The organism is Kitasatospora sp. NPDC058190, from assembly GCF_042883685.1.
Classification (GTDB): Bacteria; Actinomycetota; Actinomycetes; order Streptomycetales; family Streptomycetaceae; genus Kitasatospora.
In genome coordinates, this window is the sequence record NZ_JBHVVI010000106.1 from 14,873 (window position 1) to 32,755 (window position 17,883).

At 72.6% G+C, this 17,883-nt stretch carries 13 protein-coding genes; 8 read left to right on the plus strand and 5 right to left on the minus strand.

The window, feature by feature from the left end; translation table 11 throughout:
- Positions 1-2,684: 2,684 nt before the first annotated feature.
- Entirely contained in the window at positions 2,685-3,596 is a 912-nt protein-coding gene (locus ACFVWU_RS34940) for an alpha/beta hydrolase family protein (protein ID WP_387628352.1), read from the minus strand.
- 82 nt (positions 3,597-3,678) lie between these two features.
- On the opposite strand from ACFVWU_RS34940, the gene ACFVWU_RS34945 reads away from it, so the two are divergent.
- The 3 genes from ACFVWU_RS34945 (at position 3,679) to ACFVWU_RS34955 (ending at position 6,876) form a co-directional block, all read left to right on the plus strand.
- Positions 3,679-4,080, plus strand: a complete 402-nt coding sequence (locus tag ACFVWU_RS34945) for a winged helix-turn-helix transcriptional regulator (RefSeq protein ID WP_380615433.1) — start codon at positions 3,679-3,681, stop codon at positions 4,078-4,080.
- Positions 4,081-4,519: 439 nt separating this feature from the next.
- Entirely contained in the window at positions 4,520-5,518 is a 999-nt protein-coding gene (locus tag ACFVWU_RS34950; protein WP_387628354.1) for a hypothetical protein, read from the plus strand.
- Positions 5,518-6,876 carry a cytochrome P450 gene (locus ACFVWU_RS34955; protein ID WP_387628356.1) on the plus strand — a complete coding sequence of 453 codons (1,359 nt, stop codon included), beginning with the start codon at positions 5,518-5,520 and terminating at the stop codon, positions 6,874-6,876. Before ACFVWU_RS34950 ends, ACFVWU_RS34955 begins: the two co-directional genes overlap by 1 nt.
- 200 nt (positions 6,877-7,076) lie before the next feature.
- Here ACFVWU_RS34955 and ACFVWU_RS34960 read toward each other — a convergent pair whose 3' ends face one another.
- From ACFVWU_RS34960 to ACFVWU_RS34970, 3 genes are all read right to left on the minus strand, one after another.
- Positions 7,077-9,701 carry a WD40 repeat domain-containing protein gene (locus tag ACFVWU_RS34960; protein WP_387628359.1) on the minus strand — a complete coding sequence of 875 codons (2,625 nt, stop codon included), beginning with the start codon at positions 9,699-9,701 and terminating at the stop codon, positions 7,077-7,079.
- Positions 9,702-9,786: 85 nt separating this feature from the next.
- The gene (locus tag ACFVWU_RS34965; protein WP_387628361.1) at positions 9,787-10,143 is read right to left on the minus strand and encodes a hypothetical protein; all 357 of its coding nucleotides are present in this window, start codon (positions 10,141-10,143) and stop codon (positions 9,787-9,789) included.
- 719 nt (positions 10,144-10,862) lie between these two features.
- Positions 10,863-11,693 (minus strand): hypothetical protein, encoded by an 831-nt coding sequence (locus ACFVWU_RS34970; protein WP_387628363.1) that lies wholly within the window; start codon positions 11,691-11,693, stop codon positions 10,863-10,865.
- A gap of 167 nt (positions 11,694-11,860) precedes the next feature.
- On the opposite strand from ACFVWU_RS34970, the gene ACFVWU_RS34975 reads away from it, so the two are divergent.
- The 4 genes from ACFVWU_RS34975 to ACFVWU_RS34990 all read left to right on the plus strand — a co-directional run bounded on the left by ACFVWU_RS34975 (position 11,861) and on the right by ACFVWU_RS34990 (position 16,220).
- Positions 11,861-12,763: a hypothetical protein gene (locus tag ACFVWU_RS34975; protein ID WP_387628366.1), complete on the plus strand. Its 903-nt coding sequence runs from the start codon at positions 11,861-11,863 to the stop codon at positions 12,761-12,763.
- A 516-nt stretch (positions 12,764-13,279) separates the two neighbouring features.
- Positions 13,280-14,515, plus strand: a complete 1,236-nt coding sequence (locus tag ACFVWU_RS34980; RefSeq protein ID WP_387628368.1) for a hypothetical protein — start codon at positions 13,280-13,282, stop codon at positions 14,513-14,515.
- 407 nt (positions 14,516-14,922) lie between these two features.
- Complete coding sequence (locus tag ACFVWU_RS34985) at positions 14,923-15,525, plus strand: carbon-nitrogen hydrolase family protein (RefSeq protein ID WP_387628370.1); 603 nt, start codon at positions 14,923-14,925, stop codon at positions 15,523-15,525.
- Positions 15,526-15,737: 212 nt separating this feature from the next.
- Complete coding sequence (locus ACFVWU_RS34990) at positions 15,738-16,220, plus strand: DUF6924 domain-containing protein (protein ID WP_387628373.1); 483 nt, start codon at positions 15,738-15,740, stop codon at positions 16,218-16,220.
- A gap of 150 nt (positions 16,221-16,370) precedes the next feature.
- Here ACFVWU_RS34990 and ACFVWU_RS34995 read toward each other — a convergent pair whose 3' ends face one another.
- Positions 16,371-17,300: an NADP-dependent oxidoreductase gene (locus ACFVWU_RS34995; protein ID WP_387628376.1), complete on the minus strand. Its 930-nt coding sequence runs from the start codon at positions 17,298-17,300 to the stop codon at positions 16,371-16,373.
- 87 nt (positions 17,301-17,387) lie between these two features.
- Here ACFVWU_RS34995 and ACFVWU_RS35000 point away from each other — a divergent pair, with 87 nt between their 5' ends.
- Positions 17,388-17,843, plus strand: coding sequence for a cupin domain-containing protein (locus ACFVWU_RS35000; RefSeq protein ID WP_387628379.1), 456 nt, complete (start codon positions 17,388-17,390; stop codon positions 17,841-17,843).
- The last annotated feature ends 40 nt before the right edge of the window (positions 17,844-17,883 follow it).

Below are 17,883 nucleotides of genomic sequence, written 5' to 3' on the forward strand. Positions count from 1 at the left end.
ACTACCGATGTCCCGGACAAGACCACCGAGCGGGCGATCCGCCTGCTCGCGGCCCTCCTGGGTATGCGTCCCAGGGCCGTACGCCGCCACGCCCGCGCCTGCCGCTGGTCTGCCAGCCGCAAGCTGCGCCGGGCGGTGGACTACCGGACGGAGGAGGAGTTCTGCCCCGCGCGACTGGCCGAGCGGGCAGCGAAGCAGGCCCGTGCGGAAGAGGCGGATGCCCGGCGGCGAGCCGCGCGTGTGGGCCAGGGAGGGGAGTAGCTCATCTCCCACCGTCGGGTGTGACCTGTTGGGGCTTATCCGGCGTGGAATGGCCCCGCACACCGGGTTGTCTGGACCTTTGGTTGGACCTGTTGGTGATGATCGGCGTTTGGTTTTCACTGGCTCGGCATGACTGTTCACCGGGGTGGCCGGGGTTCTCTTCCCTGGTCACGGGTGTTCGTGGCCGGGGTTGGTGAACGGTGGAGCCGGGTGCGCGGTGAAGTGTCTCGCTGTATCGCGGTGAAGAGCTGGTGCTGATCGTTATCGCTGGCCCGCTGCGCCTGTACCGCGGCCTTGGCACCTCAGGTCTGCTGCAGTAGAGCGACTGGAACACCGGGTTGGCCGGGGAAGAAGCTTGGGCCTCTTCCCCGGCCAACGGATTCGGCACTGCCATCACCGTCGACGCCGATCCTCATTGGTCGACGGCAGGCTGATCGACAGGTGTGACCTGTTGAGAGCTAGAGGCGTGAAACGGCTATACGCGCCATATTGTCTGGACCTTTGGTTGGTCCTGTTGGGGGTGGTCGGTGGGTGGTGGCTGGTTCGGTGACTGTGTGTGGTGGCGGGTGGGGTCGGGGGTCGGGTCGGCCCGCTTCGGGGTGGGTTCGGTGTTGTGGGGCTGTATTCGGGGCTGAATTCTGCCAGGTATTTCGTTCGGTTGTTTTGACGGATTGGCTGCCGGTGGTGTTCTGAATTCGGGCCTGAATTGCGGGGGCGGGGGTGGTGGCGGGGGTTGGTGTTCGGTTTGGTGGGGCCGGGCCTCGCGCCTTCCGTGCCGGGTGGTGCCCTTCGGCGTCGTCTGGGTCGGGGTTGCCGGGTGGCCGCCGTCCGGGCCTGCTGCGCCCTGCCCTGGTCGTCCCTGCGCTTGCCGTCCGGGCTGGGCCCCGCGTCGTGTCCGTCGCTCGGGGCGGGGCCTGCTGTGCCGCCGCCGTTCCGGCGGTTGTTCGGGGCTGTGGGGGTTGTGGGTTGTGTCATTGGGGTGCGGTTTTCCCTGGTGGCGGGGTGTTCTGTGGGCCTGTGGGGCCTGTAGGGCGGCCGGTCGTCGTCCGCCTCGGCGTCGTTGCGGCCGCCGTTCGGGCCCTGCTGGGCCTGGCTCGGCACTGTGTGGCGGCACGTCCGCGGTACCCGCCGGCGCGCTGGTGCCCGGCTGCGCCGTGTGGTGGCGTACCGGGGCCACGATCGGGAACGTGCTGGGGACTGTCCCCGTCATAGGCGCATGAAGAAGCCTTGGCTGCTCGGTGTGCTGCTGGTCTTTGTCGTACTGGTTCTCGCTCTCGTGCCCGTGCTTGTGAACCTGTACTCGGGGGCGTGGCATGCAAAGTGCGATGCCGTCGTGGTCGAGCCGGACGGGACCAATAGGCGGCTCTGCTCCTGACCTGTGGGGTGGTGTGCGACCGGGGGAGTCGACGCCAGGATCCGCCTCGCCGGACCAGGCACCGGTGCCTGGCAGTCTCCCCGGGCCGCAAGGGAGGCCTCGGATGCGGGCCGCCGACCACCAGGCGCCGGCTGTCCCGGGCTCGCTCGGGGTCGTCGGTGCTGCGCCGTCGTCCGAGCCTGCCGCGCTCGGTCGTGGGCGGCAAGGGCTGCTGAGCCTCGCCTCGCTGCGCTGGCGCCCCGGTCGGCTGGGGGAGGGGGCTGGGTGGTCGTCAGGCCCCTCTGGAGGCTGTGGTGGTGGCCGTGGGTGCCGTCCAGGAGGACGTTCTGGTGTCGTTCTGGGTGGCTGGTGGGTGCTGTCGCGTTGCCTGTCGCGCCCTGCTGTCGCGTGGGGTGCTGTCGCACCGTGTGACGTGGGCGGATACTCCTCAACCCGTGTGTGTGGTGGGGGCGCGACAGGTGGGTGCGACAGGGTGCTGGGTGGGGGCCGCGGGCGCTGTTCGGGTGTTGGCCGCCGCCGGTGCCGCCGGCCGTCGGGTGTGGGCTGTCCTGGTCGCCGTCCGGGGCCGCCGTCCTGGGCCCGCGCGGGGCGCTGGTGCTGGGCCTGTCCGGGCTGCTGTCGGGCCGGCCTTGTCTTGGTGGTGGTGTTCGGGGAGGGGCGGCCGGTGGGCTGGTGGTGGGTGCGGGGTGCAACGCGGGGTGCAACGCGGTGTTGCGCTGGGGTGCGACACGGGGCTGTGTTGCTGGTCTGACCTGGTGTTATGTGGCCGTGGGCGGGGGTGGGTGGGTGTGTTGCACTTCGTGTTGCAGCGGGCTGCGCCGGTCCGCCGGCCTCGGCTGCGCCCCGCTGACCGCTGTCTCGTGCCACCGAACCTTGACCGGTTGTCACTGAACATTGACCGATGCAGGTTTGCGCCAGCGAAGCTTGATCGCCGCTGGTCAGCGCCGCTGACGGGATCTGCGGGAGAACGGTGGGGCTGCTTGTCGATGGGGAGACGAATCCGTGGCCAGGCTCGATGCCCGGGTTGCTGAGCCCGGCCGCGGAGCACTTACTTGCTCTCGACGGTCAAGGCGCCGGAGCTGGCGCCGACCTGGTCCTGCAGGGCCTGCCAGCGGGTTCCGTCGGCGCTGAGCACATCGAGCAGGAAGGCGGAGACGGCGTCCGCGACCAGGACGACACGGGCGGGGTTCTCGTCGGTGGTGTCCTTGACGGCCTCGCCGGAAATTCCGCCGAAGAGGTGCTCGGCCTCGGCGATGGTAAGCAGTCGCTTCGGGGCAGGACTGAGGTGGTAGGCGTCGGTGAACCAGTCCGGTCCGCGGGTGGACATGGCGGACTGGTCCTTTCCGCCGGCGATGACCAGGGCGGGGGTGGTCATGGTGGAGAAGTCCGGGCGCGCGAACGGGAGGTACTTGAGTGCGAAGGGAGTCAGGGTGTCGCCGGTACCGGTCGCCGCCACGAGTGCGCCGGCCTTGACGACGGGGTGGGAGAAGCCCTCGCCCGGGTTCCCCTCGGCGTCGAAGACCCGGGCACCCAGCAGGGCTCCGGCGGTCTGTGCTCCCCAGGAGTGCCCGACAACGGCGACGCGTTCGCGGTCGACGCGTGTCGACAGGCCGCTGAACTGGTCGAGGATGTCGCCGAGGCCGTCCAAGACCGCGTGCAGATCGGCGATGCGCACCCGCCAGATGGTGGCGAAGCGGGGATCCTTGAAGCCGATGCCGTTGCGGCGGGAGTCCAGATGGGTGGGTTGAACCACGACGAACCCGGCCGCCGTCCAGCGGTCCACGAGGGGCTCGTAGCCGTCCATCGACCAGGCGTTGCCGTGGGAGAAGACGATGACGGGCAGGTTCCTCCCGTCGGCTGGCGCGGTGACTTTGACCTGCAGGTCGACGCCGCGGTCGGTGGTGGGGACAGTGATGGGCTTGACGGCGATGAGCTGGCGGTCGAGCGCTGTGGGGGGCATGGGTCCCTTTACGGAATGCAGTTCCATGACATCGACGCTAGGGACCCGATAGGTACCAAATGGTAACCTTCGGTTCGTGAGCATGACCGCGGCTAACACGGCGAGCACGGCAGGGGGCCTGAGAGCAGGCACGGTGTTCCTCGCCGACTGCCCCGCACGGCTGGCGATCGAGATCATCGCCAACAAGTGGTCCGTCGTCACCTTGTTCGCGCTCACCGACGGACCCAAGCGACACAGCGAGCTCGTTGCGCTGTCCGGTGGAATTTCGCGCAAGGTGCTGACTCAGACCCTTCGCCGCTTGCAGAGTAACGGCCTGATCGACCGGCATGTGTACGCCGAAGCGCCTCCGCGGGTCGAGTACAGTCTGACCGCGCTCGGCCAGACGCTCCAAGAGCCGATCGTGATGCTGACCGAGTGGGCGCGAACCAACGGCGAAGCTGTCGTCGAATTCCGAGAGTCGGCAGCCGCCGGGTCGATCGCCTGAGGATCGTGAGGCCGCCGCGCGGTCGGCACTGCCTCGACCACGCGTGACGACGGACCCACCGTGACTGCTCCAGCCAGAATGAACACCAGCGGTCGGCACTTCCGGTCGCCGGCGCCATGGATCTTGCTCGTCTGCCCGCCCCTGGAGCGCCCGAGTAGGGCAGCTTTCAGCTGGAGCTTGCACCGACAGGAGGGGCGGGCACCGTCGCCTCCTGGCGCGGAATCAGGCGCCCGGCCGGTGCGCTCGTGGACCGGCCGGGCGGGGTGAGGTGAGGCGGCCGACGGTGCGCCGGGAGGCAACCACGGGTGCGCGCGCAGTACATCGCCCTGCCCCGATCCGGACTAGTTTCGGCCTCCCACGCAGGCCGGGCGACCCCACGCGACCGTGGTGGGGCACGGAAGCCGACCGCGACCCCAACCAGACGAAGGCCGGCAGAGCGATGACCGATCTCCCCGGCGGGCAACCATCCAGCACCCCGGACGACCTGTGGTGCCCCTTCCCCTCCCTGACCAACCCCCACGCCGAGCAGGCCGACCAGCAGAGCCTGGCCTGGCTGGCACGCCACGGGCTGCTGGACGGGCAGCTCCGGCAGTCGGCCCGGATCGGGCGCCAGCGCAGCGGCCACCTGGCCGCACGGACCAATCCCGAGGTCTCCGCCGAGATGCTGCGCCTGCTGTCCGACTGGTACGTGTGGCTCTTCGCCTTCGACGACGGGTACTGCGAGGACCGTGAACGCGGCTCCCGCCCCGGGCCGTTGGCCCGCACGACCGCCCTGCTCGCCCGCGCGATCGACCCCGAGCCGCCCGGCGGCGAGGTGTCCGGACCGGTCGGCGCCTACACGACGGCCCTGCGGGAGATCCGCAACCGGGTCGCCGCACAGGCCTCGCCGTCACAGCTGTTCCGGTGGGAGTGCACGGTCCGCGACTATCTCTCCGCACAGGTGTGGGAGGCCGCCAACCGCGAGGCGGGCGCGGTACCGGGCCTGTCCGAGTACGTGGCCATGCGCCGACACGCCGGGGCGACGTACACCTGCCTCGCCCTGATCGACATCGCGGCAGGCTACGAACTCCCCGCTGCGGAGGCGGACGGCCCCACGCTGCGCAGGCTCAGGGACCTCACCGCGAACCTGGTGAGCTGGGACAACGACCTGTACTCCCACGCCAAGGAGGCGGCCGGCGGCCAGGGCCGCCACTACCTGGTCGAGGTCCTGGCCCGCCACCACCGCTGCACCCCGGCCGAGGCCCGACAGGCGGCCGGCGCCATGCGCGACGCCAAGATGCGGGCCTTCGTCGAACTGAGCCGAACCGTCCACGCGAACGGCAGCGACGCGGCCTCCGCGTACGCCCGGAGCCTCGGGCTGTGGCTGCGCGGGCACATCGACTGGTCCCGCGGCACCTCGCGGTTCGATGTGCCGACGGCCCCCGAGGCGAGGCACTGATGCGCGAGGACGACACCCCGCCCGGCACCGCGCCGTGCGCGCCGGGCCGCCTGCCGCTGCTCGGACACCTCCTCCCACTGCTGACCCGCCCCGTACCCTTCCTCCAGTCGCTGGCCGACCACGGCCCGGTGGTGCGGATCCACCTGTGGCACAGGCCGGTTCACGTGCTCACCGACCCCGAGCTGGTCCACCGGCTGCTCGTCGAGGACGCCGCGAAGACTGAGAAGGGCTTCGTCTTCGACAAGGCCCGCGGCCTGCTGGGCAACGGGCTGTTCACCTCGGAAGGCGCGTTCCACCTCCGCCAGCGGCGGCTGGTCCAACCGGCCTTCCACCGCGACAGCATCCACCGGTACGCCGCGCTGGCCGCGCGGCTGGCCGCGGCGGCGGTGGCCCGCTGGGAGCCCGGGCGGCCGGCGCCGATCGAGCCGCGCATGTACGAACTCGCCCGGGACATCGTGCTCGAGGCCCTGTTCGCCACCCGCCCGAGCCTCGCCCAGAAGGCCCGGATCGACCGGGCCGTGCCCGTGGTCCTCACCGGATTCGTTCAGCGGGCGCTCTACCCGTCGCCGCTGCTGGAGAAGCTGCCGGTACCGGCCAACCGGCGCTTCGACGCGGCGGTCCGGGACCTGCGCACCGTCGTGGACGAGATCGTCGCCCAGGCCGCCGCCCGACACCAGGGCCAGGACCCGGACGACACGCTTCTGTCCCTGCTGCTGACCGCCCGCGACGAGGAGACCGGCCTCGCCATGGCGCCGGCCCAGGTACGGGACGAGGCGGTCTCGCTGCTCCTGGCGGGCACCGAGACGACCGCCACCACGCTCGCCTGGCTCTTCCACGAACTCGCCCGGCACCAGGACCTCCAGGACGAGCTGAGCGAGGAGGTGCGCGCCGTCGCCGCCGACGGCGCCGTGTTCCCGGGCGACCTGCCGCGCCTGGAACGGACGGGGCACGCGATCAGCGAGACCCTCCGCCTCCACACCCCCAACTGGATCTTGATGCGCCGGGCGGTGGCACCGCTCCAGTACGACGGTGTCCTCCTGCCCCCGGGGGCGGAGACCCTCTTCAGCCCGACCGCGCTGCACCGGTCCCCGAAGCTCTACCCCGACCCCTTGCGGTTCGATCCCGAGCGCTGGCGCCGTCCCGGGAACCTCGCTCGCCCAAGGCTGTTCATCCCATTCGGCGCGGGCCGGCACAAGTGCGTCGGCGAGTCCTTCGCCTGGACCGAGATGCTCGTCGTCACCGCGGCCGTCCTCGCCCGCCTGCGCCTCAGGCTGGCCACGGCCACCCCTCTCCGGGAGAGCGCCACCGCCGCCACCGCCCGCCCGCGTGGCCCGCTGCTCATCGCCGAACCGCGATGAGCGGCCGGCCGTCCACCGCGTGCACCCATGGGCAAGGCATCGTGCGCCGACGGCACCGCCACCGGCTCCCGGCGGCGGGCGGCGGGCGCGGGGGTCCGCGGGTTTCCCAGGAAACTCGGATACCGGGGGACCCGGAGCACCGGCGAGGAAGCCGGTGCACCTCGTACGCACGCCTCGGCCTCGTTCCGGTGCCCTCGGGCTCAGGCGTCCGCCGGGGCTCCCGCGGACGCGTCGGCGGCCTCCACGAGCCGGAAGACCGCGATCTCCCAGCCGAAGCCGACCACCAGCCGGCCCTGCGGGGCGGCGGCCAGGGCGCCGACCGGCAGTGGCAGCACCAGGTCGGGGCCGATCGGGGTGAGGGCGGCCAGGTCCCAGGTCCGGACGGTGCCGTCGCGGTCGCCGGTGACCAGGGCCGCGCGGCCGGCGACCGGGGCGACGGTCATCGCGTCGAGGCTGTCGTCGGCGACGCGCAGGGGCGCGCCGACCGGGGCACGGGTGGTCAGGTCCCAGACGAGCACCAGGCCGTCCTCGCGGCCCACCGCCACCACCGGGCGGCCGTCGACCACCGCCGTGGCCATTGCCGTGACCTCCGGGCCGTACGGATCGTCGTACTCGTCGTCCTCGTCCGCATCCTCCGCGTCGCGGGAAGGCGCGGCGTCCGGGAGCGCGATCGGCTCGCCGACCGGGGTGCCGGAGGCGAGGTCCCACACCCGCACCGTCTCCTCGTCCGCGGTGACGGCGACCGGGCGGCCGTCGACCACCGCCGTGGCCACCGCGGTCACGCCCTCCTGATGCCCGGCCAGCGGCCCGTGAAGGACCTCCCCGGTGGCGAGGTCCCAGATCCGGACGAGGCCGGCCGTGTCCCCGGTGACGGCGAGCGCCCGGCCGTCCAGCACCGCCGTCGCCACGGCGCCCACGCTGCTGTCGTGGAGCAGCGGCGCGCCCGCCCGGCTGCCGTCGGCCGGGTGCCAGCGCCGGGCCTCCTTGCGCAGCGGCTCGACGGTGACCACCACCGGCCGGCCCTCGACCACCGCCGTCGTCAGCGCCTCCACCGGCTCCCGGAGGTCGTCGAAGGGGGTGCCCGCCGCGGCGCCGGTGGCCAGGTCCCACAGGCGCGCCGAGCCGTCCCGGGCGGTGCTGAGCACCAGCGCGGTGCCGTCGACCTCGATCACCGCCACGGCGCTCACGTCGTCGCCGTGCCCGGGCAGCGGGTCGCCCACGGACCGGCCCTTGACGTCCGGGTCCCAGCGGTGCACCCGGCCGTCGGAGGTGCCGACGAGCACCACCGGCCGCCCGTCCACCACGGTCGCGGCCAGGGACTGGGCCCCGCCGTGGGGCCCGGCGAAGGCCTGGGCGAGCTGCCGCCCGGCGGCCGGGTCCCACAGTCGCGCCATGCCGGACTCGTCGGCGGTGACCACCGCCGCCCCGGCCCCGGTGTGCACCGCCGCCACCGTCTGCGGCCAGTCGCGCCGGGCGACCAGGCGCTCGCCCAGTCGGCGGCCCGTCGCCAGGTCCCACAGGGTGGTCGTGCCGGCCGACCCGCCGACGGCCACGGCCGGGCGGCCGTCGACCGCCAGTGCGGCCAGCGCCTGCACCGAGCGGGCCCCGGTGGCGATCGGCTGCCGCAGCTGACGGCCCTTCGCGAGGTCCCACACCCGGACGGCCCCCGCGAAGTCGGCGGTCAGCGCCACGGGCCGGCGGTCGAGCACCGTCGTGGTCATTGTCGCCAGCCGGCCCCGGTCCGCCCCGGAGCCCGCCCCCGCGCGCAGAGACTTGCCGACCGGCTTTCCGGTGGCCAGGTCCCACACCCGCACGCTCTGGTCGTCGCCGCCGGTGACGGCCACCGGGCGGCCCTGCACGGTCGCCGTGGCCACCGCCGTCACCCAGTCGGTGTGCCCGGTCAGCGGCGGGTGCAGCGGCCGGCGCGTCGTCAGGTCCCAGACCCGTACGGTCCCGTCGGTGCCGGCCGACACCGCCACCGCCCGGCCGTCCAGCTCGGCCGCCGCCACGGCGTGGACCGGCCCGGTGTGGCCGGCCATCGGCTCGCCGACCGGCTCCCCGGTGGCCAGGTCCCACAGCCGTACGGTGCCCTCGTTCCCGCCGGAGACGGCGACCGCCCGGCCGCCCACCGCCACCGGGGCGACGGCGAGCGCCGACACCGCCCCCGGGTGTCCGGCCACGCTCCAGCGGCAGCCGCCCAGTTGGGCGCCGCTGGCCCACTCGGCGCGCCGGCGCGGGAAGCCCTCCTCGTCCGGCACCGGGACGGCCTCGATCCGCGCGGCCAGCTCGCCGTCCCCGTACCGGACGGCGTCCAGCGCCAGCAACCGGCGGCGCACCGCGGGCCCGGACCCCAGGCGGCGATGGGCCGAGGCCTCGTACACCGCGGCGCCCACCCGCCCGAACCCGCTGCCAGCGTGGGGCAGCAGGGCCAGCGCGGTCGCCGGGTCGGCGTTCACCAGGAACCCGGCGTCGGTGAAGGCGTAGTAGCCCAGCAGGACGGTGACAGCCTGGCGCAACGCGGGGTCCGGCCCCTCGACGGCGCGCAGCCACAGGGCGACGGCCTCCTCCGTCCGGCCGTCCTCGGACAGCAGCCCGCCAAGCCGCTCCTCGGCCAGCTGGCGGTAGGGGTCGATCTCCGAAGTAACCGCGCCGCGCAGCAGCCGTTCGGCCTCCGCCCGGTCGCCCTCCTGGCGCGCCCGGTCGGCCGCGTCGATCGCCGCCGCGACCTCGACCATCTCCTGGGCCACCCGCGGGGGCAGGCCGGACAGGTCCACCAGCTCCGCGGGGCGCGCCCACGCCCGGGGGTCCTCGCCGACGGGCCGCACGGGCGGCGCCCCGTGTCCAGCGCGCGCACGACGGCCGCCGAACAACCGGCCTATCCAGCCTCGGGGTCGTGGAGGAGCGATGGAGCTACCGGCTCGTGGCCTGCCGGGTTCGGAGCAGCCCGTTGAACGCTGTGAGAGCACCAGCTGCCGCCAGCGGCTCGATCACCTTCGTCGCGAAGGCGTACACGCTCTCCTCGGTCTCTCGCACACACTCCAGGGTGTTGATTCCGCGCCACGCCTCCGGCGAGACGGCCTCGGCGTACTTCATCGCCGCCACGTGCAGGTGGCGCAGCTCCGTGTAAACGGGCGCCAGGCGGTCAAGCTCGGCGACCGGGTCGCAGCCCTCCTCCGGACGCTCCCGCGTCTTGTCGTGGAGCATGAGGAACCGGGCCCCGGCGGCGAGGGCCTCGCTGTAGGCATCGAGTGCATCCCGACTGGTCATGCGGGTCCTCCGCTCGTAGCCGACGCTGGCCGAGATCTTTCCAGCGGCACCTCCGCGGGACAAGAGATCGAGCACTCACGTGCGAATCGACCAACTATCCGGCAGTCGCCCGTTCGAAGTGCCTCGGCCTGCGTCGCGAATTTCGGATTTGTGTTGTGAACTGGCCTTCTTGGCTTCGCAGTTGCGGTCTTTCCCGGTGGATGTCCTGCCCTTCTCGGCAAGACCAGGTGACTTCCACCGTGGATGACTGGGCCGCAGGCATGAGCGACTCAAGCGACTGAGAGGCCGGACCCTCCTCGGCCGAGTGCCGACGGGCGATGAGAGACCCCTGTTCTGGAAGGACCCCGGGGTGGACCGCGCCGTCCGGCTGCTTTCGCCGCCCAGCACGGCACCCTCACGGCGCCGGGCCCTACCACCCGCCCGGCCCGGCGCAGCGGATCGGCCCCGCCACCCCCTCAGATCGGCGCCCGTCAGGGGATCGAGCTTCCCGTTCACGATCAGGCAGGCCCACCAGCAGGCCATGGCCCCTCTTCACCAGACGTCCGGCTGAGCGTGGTCCCGGCGCAAGACCCGGGCCAAAACCGCCCGAACCGCAGCAACGGGCCGACCAGCCGTAAGGAACTGGAGCGTCCGCTCGAATCCCCTCAACGGGCCGGGGTGGTACCGAGGTACCCATCGGCACCACCCGAATCGGCCAGGTCCGACAGGGGTGACGGCCGTCAGCCGGCCACCGCGTCGTACAAGCCGCGGCCCGTGCGCTGCGCCCGTCCGGTCTTGGCGAGGCGTTCGAGCATCGTGCGTACCGCGTTGAGTGCTCCGTTCTGGTCGTCGAGTCCGAGCAGGACGGTTACCTCCCTGGCCCGCAGCGGGCCCTTGGCCTGTCCGAGGACGGCCAGCACGCTCTCGGCGTCGGTCAGCCGCCGACGGCCCGCCGCCGTGCGCGCGGGCGTCGTCCGGCTGCCTGCACCTCCTGGGGCTTTGGCGGGCGCCGCCTTTCCTCGGGCGGCCGTCGTGCCCGTGGTCTTGGAGGCGCCGCGGGCAGTCTTCCTCACAGCCGGGGCTGGGGTCGGCGCGGGCGTTGCATCCTGTTCCCGGGCGTCCGCCGCCGGCGCCTTGCCCGCGGGAGCCTTCGCGGCCGCTCGCTTCGTGGGGGCGGCCGCCTTCCGTGTGGTCGCCTTCTTCGCCGCTGCCTTCTTGGAGACGGCCTTGCGCGGGCCAGCGTTCCGGCCCGCAGCCGCCTCTCCAGCGGAGTCGGACTCGGCGACGGGGGACTCGGAGGGCTCCTGCGCCGACCGCGCTTGGGCGGCAGACATCTCGTCCGCGACGCCTACCCGCGCGGTGCCCTGCACCTGGTCCCGCTCCCTGAGCGGAGCCTGGGCCAGAACATCCAAGCCCTCCAGCACGGCCACCATCGCGTTCTCCTGGGCGATGAGGGCCGCCAGCTGCTCCTCAAGCCGGCGCCGCTGTTCCCGTACGGCCGGCAGTCGTGCCTCCACGAGGGCCCGCGTCGATCCCACACTGCTGTCCGAGCCGAACGTGTGTCCGTCCACAAGTGCTCCTTCAACTTCCGTTTGTGTCAGCGAATGTACGGCGATCACAAGGGCGGGCTCAGCGGGATGGCGGAATTCGACCCGTGAGGGTTGCATCGCACCCGTTCGGCAACAGACTCCGCAGGCCGGCAGGGGACCGGGGCCGCCCGGCCCTTGACTCCCCGCTGGTGCGCGGCTCGATGTGGCTGCGCTGGTCCGGCCACGACTGCAGCCGCACCCTCCATCACGGCGCCGGCCGCGCCCGCGGCTGGACCGAGAAGGACGTCGACGGCCTGGCCGTGCGCCACCGCGAGCTCGCCGAGCGGATGCTCGCCGCTCACCCCACCCAGACCGCCGGCCTCGACCAGACCGCCCCGGAGTCCCTCGTTTCGCCCCGGGGTGAAACGGCGGCTTTGTTCGGCGGCTCCCCGGCCACGGGCGGGCCGGTGCTGGCGGCTGCGCCCGTACCGGCTCCGGCGACCGGCGGCCCCGTCCTCGAGGACCGGCCCGCGCCCGTTGCGCCCCGGGGCGAAACTCCCCCGCCGACCGGCCCTGCCTTGGACCGGCCGCAGGCCGTTGCGGCGCCGGTTCCTCCCCGGGGAGAAACGGGGCCCAATGCGGGGCCCGCCGCCATGGCGTTCGTTGCGCCCCGGGCCGAAACCCCGCCCGGCGGCGATTGGCTGAGCGAACTCGTCGACCAGCGCCTCGCCCAGCAGCAGACCGCACCCCGGCCCGCACCCGCTGCGCCCACCCCGGCCGCGCCGAAGCCGCCCGCTGAGGTCCCGGTCCCGGCCGACCCGATGCACCGCCGCCTGCCCCCGAGTGACGTGCGCGTCGCTCTCGATGCGGGGCGGTTCGGTGACTGGTGGGCGTTGGCCGGCTGGACGGTCAACCCCGACGTGTACCTCGTGACGGGCGAGGGTCATCAGGTTGGCTGGGTCGAGCGGGGCCTGGCCGGCATCGGCGACCGGTGGGTGGCGGTGTACGAGGGCTACTTCATCGGCGACGTCCACACCCAGGAGGCGATGCTCCACGACACCCCGGAGCAGGCCGCTTTCACCGTCCACACCGCCTATCTGCAGAACCTCTGACGGTCCGGCGGCCGTGATCCCGGTCACGGACAAACCGGGAGGGCAAGGGGCCTGACCGGGGCATTCCGGGCGGGACAACGTGCTGGTCAAGGGGTGGGACAAGGGGGTGCGGTCAGACCGCGGACAAGGGGGTGCCGTGCAAGGTCGGCCGCGTCCGGGCACCCCGCCCGGGTGCCGGGGCCGGCCACCGCGCCCGCACCGGCCTCCTGCTGACGGAAGGCCACCTTGATGACCGCCACCACCCTCCCGGCACCCGACCTCGGCGACGACGACCGGGCCGCCGGCCCTCACCCGCCCCACCAGGGCGAGGCCTTGCCCGGCCGGGACAAGGAGCCCCGCGCCACCTCCACCGGCACCTCCGCCCGCACCTCCACCGCCCCGCCCACGGGCGGGCCCGTTTCCGCAGGCCAGCAGCCCCGGACAAGGGGCCGCGGCCGTGGCGACAACCCTTCTACCGCTGCTCCTGGAAGCCGGAGGCGTAAGCAGCGTGCGACGGGTCCGGCCCGGAGGAATGTCATGGTGGCGCTCGCCTTGTTTCAGCGCGCCACCGGCCGTGAGCTCTGGCATCTGGCGCTGCCCGGCCAGGCCTGCGACAAGGCGACCCGCGACGCGCTGCTCGACCTTCAGGACGCGGGCAAGGCGCGCCCGGACGGCTGGGCGAGGGGCCGCAAGCTCTGGTGCCTCACCAGGGCCGGCCACAAGGAGGCCGCCGGCTTTCTGCCGCCGGGCACGAAGCTGTCCACCGTCCGGGAGGGGGAGAGCGCCGGCTACGACGAGCACGCCCTGGACGTCACCGCCGTGGCCGGACACCTCACCCGCGCCAGCCACGGCTCGCCGCTCACCCTCACCACCGAGGCCCGCCACCCGGTGCCCGGCCGCCGGGCCCGCTACGCCGACCTCGTGCTGTGCGACCCCGGCGCGAGCGTGCCGGTGCTCCTGGTCGAGGTCGACCGCGACAACGAGACGGTCGGCCAGCTCGTGGAGAAGCTCGCCTCCTACACCGCCTGGTGCGAGCTCCTCGCCAAGGGCGCCGACAAGATCCGGGCGAAGGCGGCGCGGCACGACGGGGCCGCCGTCCACGACCACCGGCACTGGCGCACCGTCTACCCGCCGACCGGCCACGAGGGCTACCCGCCCGTCGCCCTCGTCCTCACCCCCGGCCGCAAACGCGACCAGCCCGGCGCCAAGCCCCTCACCCCCGAGCAGCAGGCCGCGAAGGCCGAGCGCGACCACCAGCGGCTGCTGCGCCGCCTCGACGCGGTGGAGGACGGCTCCGGCGCCTACTGGAGCCCGCGCCCGTATCCCTTCGCCGGGGTGACGGCCGGCAACTACCACCTGGCGCTGCCCGTGGTCGCCACCACGCTGCAGCTGCTCGATGCCCACGGCGCCGACGCTCCGGTGTGGCGGCGCTTCGGCCGGGACGGCTGGCACACCCTCACCGCCGCGCTGGACAACCCGGACGGCGACCGGCTCCTCGCGGTCGAGCAGAAGGCCGCCGCCGCTGCCCGCCGTGCCCGCGAGCAGGCCGAGCGGGAGGCGGCCCGCCCGGCCCGCACCGGCTGCGAGGCGAAGCTCACCGATGCGGAGTGGGGCCGGGCGCGCTGGGGCGAGCGGGTGTGCACGGCCTGCCAGCAGGAGGAGTCCGACCGGAAGCGGGCCGAGCGGGCTGCTGCCGAGGCCGAAGCCGCGGCTGAGGCGGCCAGGGCGAAGAACGCCGGCTCCTGGTGGCGCCGCTCCGGCCGGCGGCCGTAGCCGCAACACGAGGTGTGACAGGCCGCAACGTGCCAGCTTGCCTGGCCGCCGCGTTGCACAGCTGACCTGCGGAAACTCCTGGCGATCCGGGCCGGGAGGAGTGCGTTGCAGTCCGTGTTGCACCTGGCTTGGCCGCTGTGACCTGCACTGGGGAGTTTGACTGGCGGGCTGGTGAGTTTCGCCCCGGGGTGGTGGTGAGTTTGCCTGCCTGGGCGGCCACCCGCCGGTGAGTTTCGGGCGCTGCCGGGTGAGTTTCGGGTGTTGGTGCAGGTCAGCGGCCGGTGAGAACGTCCGCCCCGGCCCCGCTCACCGGGCGCGGTTCAACCTGCCGCGGTCAGGGACACGTGAGGGTGACGTTCCCGGCGCGGGCCGGGTGGGGGACCGGCGCGCGCCGGTACGGTCGCGCGATGGTCCAGACGTTGCGGTTGGCGGTGGCGCAGAGCACGGTGCCGGAGGATCCGGGGGACCGGATGGCGATTCGGGCGGCGGGTGAGGAGGTCCGGGCGCTGATGCGCCAGGCCGCAGGGGCGGGGGCGCGGCTCGTGCAGTTTCCGGAGGGCGCTCTCGTCTACCCGCACAAGCGCGTGGTGGCGACCGGCCCCGACGGGACCGGGGCGCCGGCAGACTGGACCGGCGCCGCGTGGGACGTCCTGCGCGAGGAGGCGCAGCGGATCGCGGCGCTGGCCGGGGAGCTGGGCCTGTGGACGGTCTTCGGATCACTCCACCCACTCACACCGCCCCGCCGTCCGCACAACAGCCTCTACGTCGTCTCCGACCACGGAGACCTGGTCGCCCGCTACGACAAACGGTTCCTGTCGAACACCGAGCTCTCCTACCTCTACACCCCCGGCAGGCCCGAACCGACGGTGTTCGACGTGGACGGCGTCCGCTTCGGCCTGGCCATCTGCATCGAAGCGAACTTCCCCACCCTGTTCGCCGAATACGAACGCCTCAACGTCGACTGCGTCCTTCTCTGGGGCAGTTCCGCGTTGCATGAGGTCTCGAGGTGAATCGACGCAGCTCAGCAGCAGTGCTGGCGACGCTATCGGTTGCAACAGGTGTTGCGCTATCCCTCGCAGGAGTGATGGGCTGGCCGAGTGGAACTCCGTCGTCGGACCAGGTGCGACGCGTCTGTCTGTAGGGGTGGGCGAGGACGGTGTCAGCGCCCCGTGAAACAGTCAGGCCCCTGACCACAGGGGTCGAGGGAGGGAGAAACGCGCACGTGTTGCCGGAGATCGTCGGACGCGATGAATTCGCTGCTCTGATCATCAGAACCGACTACGAGGACGAGGCGGGATGGCGGGCGGTGGTGGCCGAGGTTTCTCAGCCATGGGGGACCAATGGCGAGTACCAGGCCGACGTCCACCTGGTCGACGACCCGGTCTGGGCTGGGGCGACGCCTGACGCAGTCCTCACTGCGGTGAGGCGGGACGAGGAGGTCAGCGTGGTCTTCGTCGCCGACGGCGCCACGATGCAATCCCCGCACCACGCCCTTCTCGCTCTCAACCTCTTCCACGAGGACGAGGATCTCGACCCGATGTACTACCGGGAGCTCATCGACTCTCCGCCGGCCCGCGAGTTCCGCACTACTCCGGCCGCTGTGCATGACGTGCACGCGAATCTGTCGATCGCGAACATGGATTTCGAGGAGTTTGCCGAGGCGGCGCTCGCTGATCCCGATGGGATCCTTCAGCCCGTGAGATGAAGTGACCGGTGACTCTCTGAAAGCGTGTGAGTGGGGCTCTGGCCATCGGCCGGAGCCCCACTCATATGGCAGCTGTCGGCGTACTCGCCAACGTGCTCAGCCGCGTACACGTGAATGTGCCCAGCAGGTTGTGGGTTCGGCCCCCCGGTCTCAGGGGATGATGACGACCTTGCCGCGGATGCGGCCGGCTTCACTGAGGCGGTGGACGTCCGCGAGGTCGGCCAGCGGGTATGAGGCGCTGATGTCGAGGGTGACCTCACCCGCGTCGACGAGGTCCACGAGCGCTGCCAGATGCACCACATCGTTGCGGGCGACCATGTGCATCGCCCTCACCCCGGCGTCGGCAAGCGGTTCGATGGGGGTTGCGATCGAGACGATCTGCCCGCCCGGCCGCACCGCCGATGCCAGAGCAGCGGCATCGTGCGGGTTCAGCGGAACGAGGTTGAGCAGGGTGTCCACCGGGCCGTCGAGCGCGGCGGCGACCGGCCCGGCCGCGTAGTCGATCACGTGGTCCGCCCCTTGTCGCCGCACTACCCGGTCGCTGCGGGCGCTGGCCGTGGCAATCACCTCGGCTCCGGCGTGCTTGGCGAGCTGTGTCACGAATCCGCCGACCCCTCCGCCGGCACCGTTGACCAGCACCCGCCGGCCGGCGGTCACCTTCCCGTGCTCGAACACCGCTTGCCAGGCTGTCAGGCCGGCCACGGGCAGGGCCGCGGCGTGGGTGAGAGGAACGGACGTCGGCGCCGGGACCAGCAGTGCACCCGGTGCCCGAACGTATTCGGCGGCCGCGCCGGCACCCTCCAGCCGCCCGACGACTCGGTCGCCGACGGCGAACCCCTCGGTCCCCGGGCCGATCTCGGCAACTGTGCCGGCGACGTCCCAGCCCAGTGTGTAGGGGAGATCCACGGGCAGGAACGCCTGCAGCAGCCCGGCGCGCAACGCGGCCTCGGTGGGATTGAACGAAGTCGCCGCGACGCGGACGAGCACTTCCCCGGAGTCGGGTCGAGGCCGCGGAACATCGTCGCAGCTGATCACGGACGCATCGCCGAACGCGTGGATACGCGCGGTCTTCATCTTCATGCCGTGAACCTACGGCCGCCCGCAGAGACGATCCATGCGCCAGGGTGCCCTGTTCATGTGCGTTCGTCTCGCGCATACGCTCGCCCTATGGATGTGCTCAGCGATGTGATCACGGTGGCACGGACCGGCCGGCCCCGGTCGGCATACGTGCGATGGCACGCCCCGTGGAGGCAGCAGTTCGCGTCCGTACCGGGATCGGCAGGCTTCCAGGTGATCCTGGAGGGCCGCTGCTGGCTCCTGTCGCCACACGCGGCGCCGGTCGAACTGGGTAGGGGCGATGTGCTGTTCCTACCGCACGGCACCGGGCACACGCTGGCCGACAGTCCCGATACCGCGGTCACGGCCCCTGCCTGCACCCCTGACGACCCCCAGCTGCCCGGGCCCTACACATCGGGCAGCGTCGACCGGCTCGGTCAGGGCGGTCCGGCCACCATGGTGCTCTGCGGCGCCTACCAACTGGACCCGTCCCGAACCCACCCCCTGCTGCTGGGGCTTCCCCCGGGAATGTGGACACCGGGTGCTATGCAGCGACGGCCAGCGTAACTGATCTCTGCTCGTAGGCGATCGGGGTCATGTGGTCGAG

What these genes read in the sequence shown, in the direction of transcription:
- ACFVWU_RS34995 (WP_387628376.1), bottom strand. Translation starts at nt 17,300, where the DNA reads ATGAAGATGAAGACCGCGCGTATCCACGCGTTCGGCGATGCGTCCGTG.
- ACFVWU_RS34985 (WP_387628370.1), top strand. Translation starts at nt 14,923, where the DNA reads ATGGTCCAGACGTTGCGGTTGGCGGTGGCGCAGAGCACGGTGCCGGAG.
- ACFVWU_RS34950 (WP_387628354.1), top strand. Translation starts at nt 4,520, where the DNA reads ATGACCGATCTCCCCGGCGGGCAACCATCCAGCACCCCGGACGACCTG.
- ACFVWU_RS34955 (WP_387628356.1), top strand. Translation starts at nt 5,518, where the DNA reads ATGCGCGAGGACGACACCCCGCCCGGCACCGCGCCGTGCGCGCCGGGC.
- ACFVWU_RS34940 (WP_387628352.1), bottom strand. Translation starts at nt 3,596, where the DNA reads ATGCCCCCCACAGCGCTCGACCGCCAGCTCATCGCCGTCAAGCCCATC.
- ACFVWU_RS34980 (WP_387628368.1), top strand. Translation starts at nt 13,280, where the DNA reads ATGGTGGCGCTCGCCTTGTTTCAGCGCGCCACCGGCCGTGAGCTCTGG.
- ACFVWU_RS34945 (WP_380615433.1), top strand. Translation starts at nt 3,679, where the DNA reads ATGACCGCGGCTAACACGGCGAGCACGGCAGGGGGCCTGAGAGCAGGC.
- ACFVWU_RS35000 (WP_387628379.1), top strand. Translation starts at nt 17,388, where the DNA reads ATGGATGTGCTCAGCGATGTGATCACGGTGGCACGGACCGGCCGGCCC.
- ACFVWU_RS34965 (WP_387628361.1), bottom strand. Translation starts at nt 10,143, where the DNA reads ATGACCAGTCGGGATGCACTCGATGCCTACAGCGAGGCCCTCGCCGCC.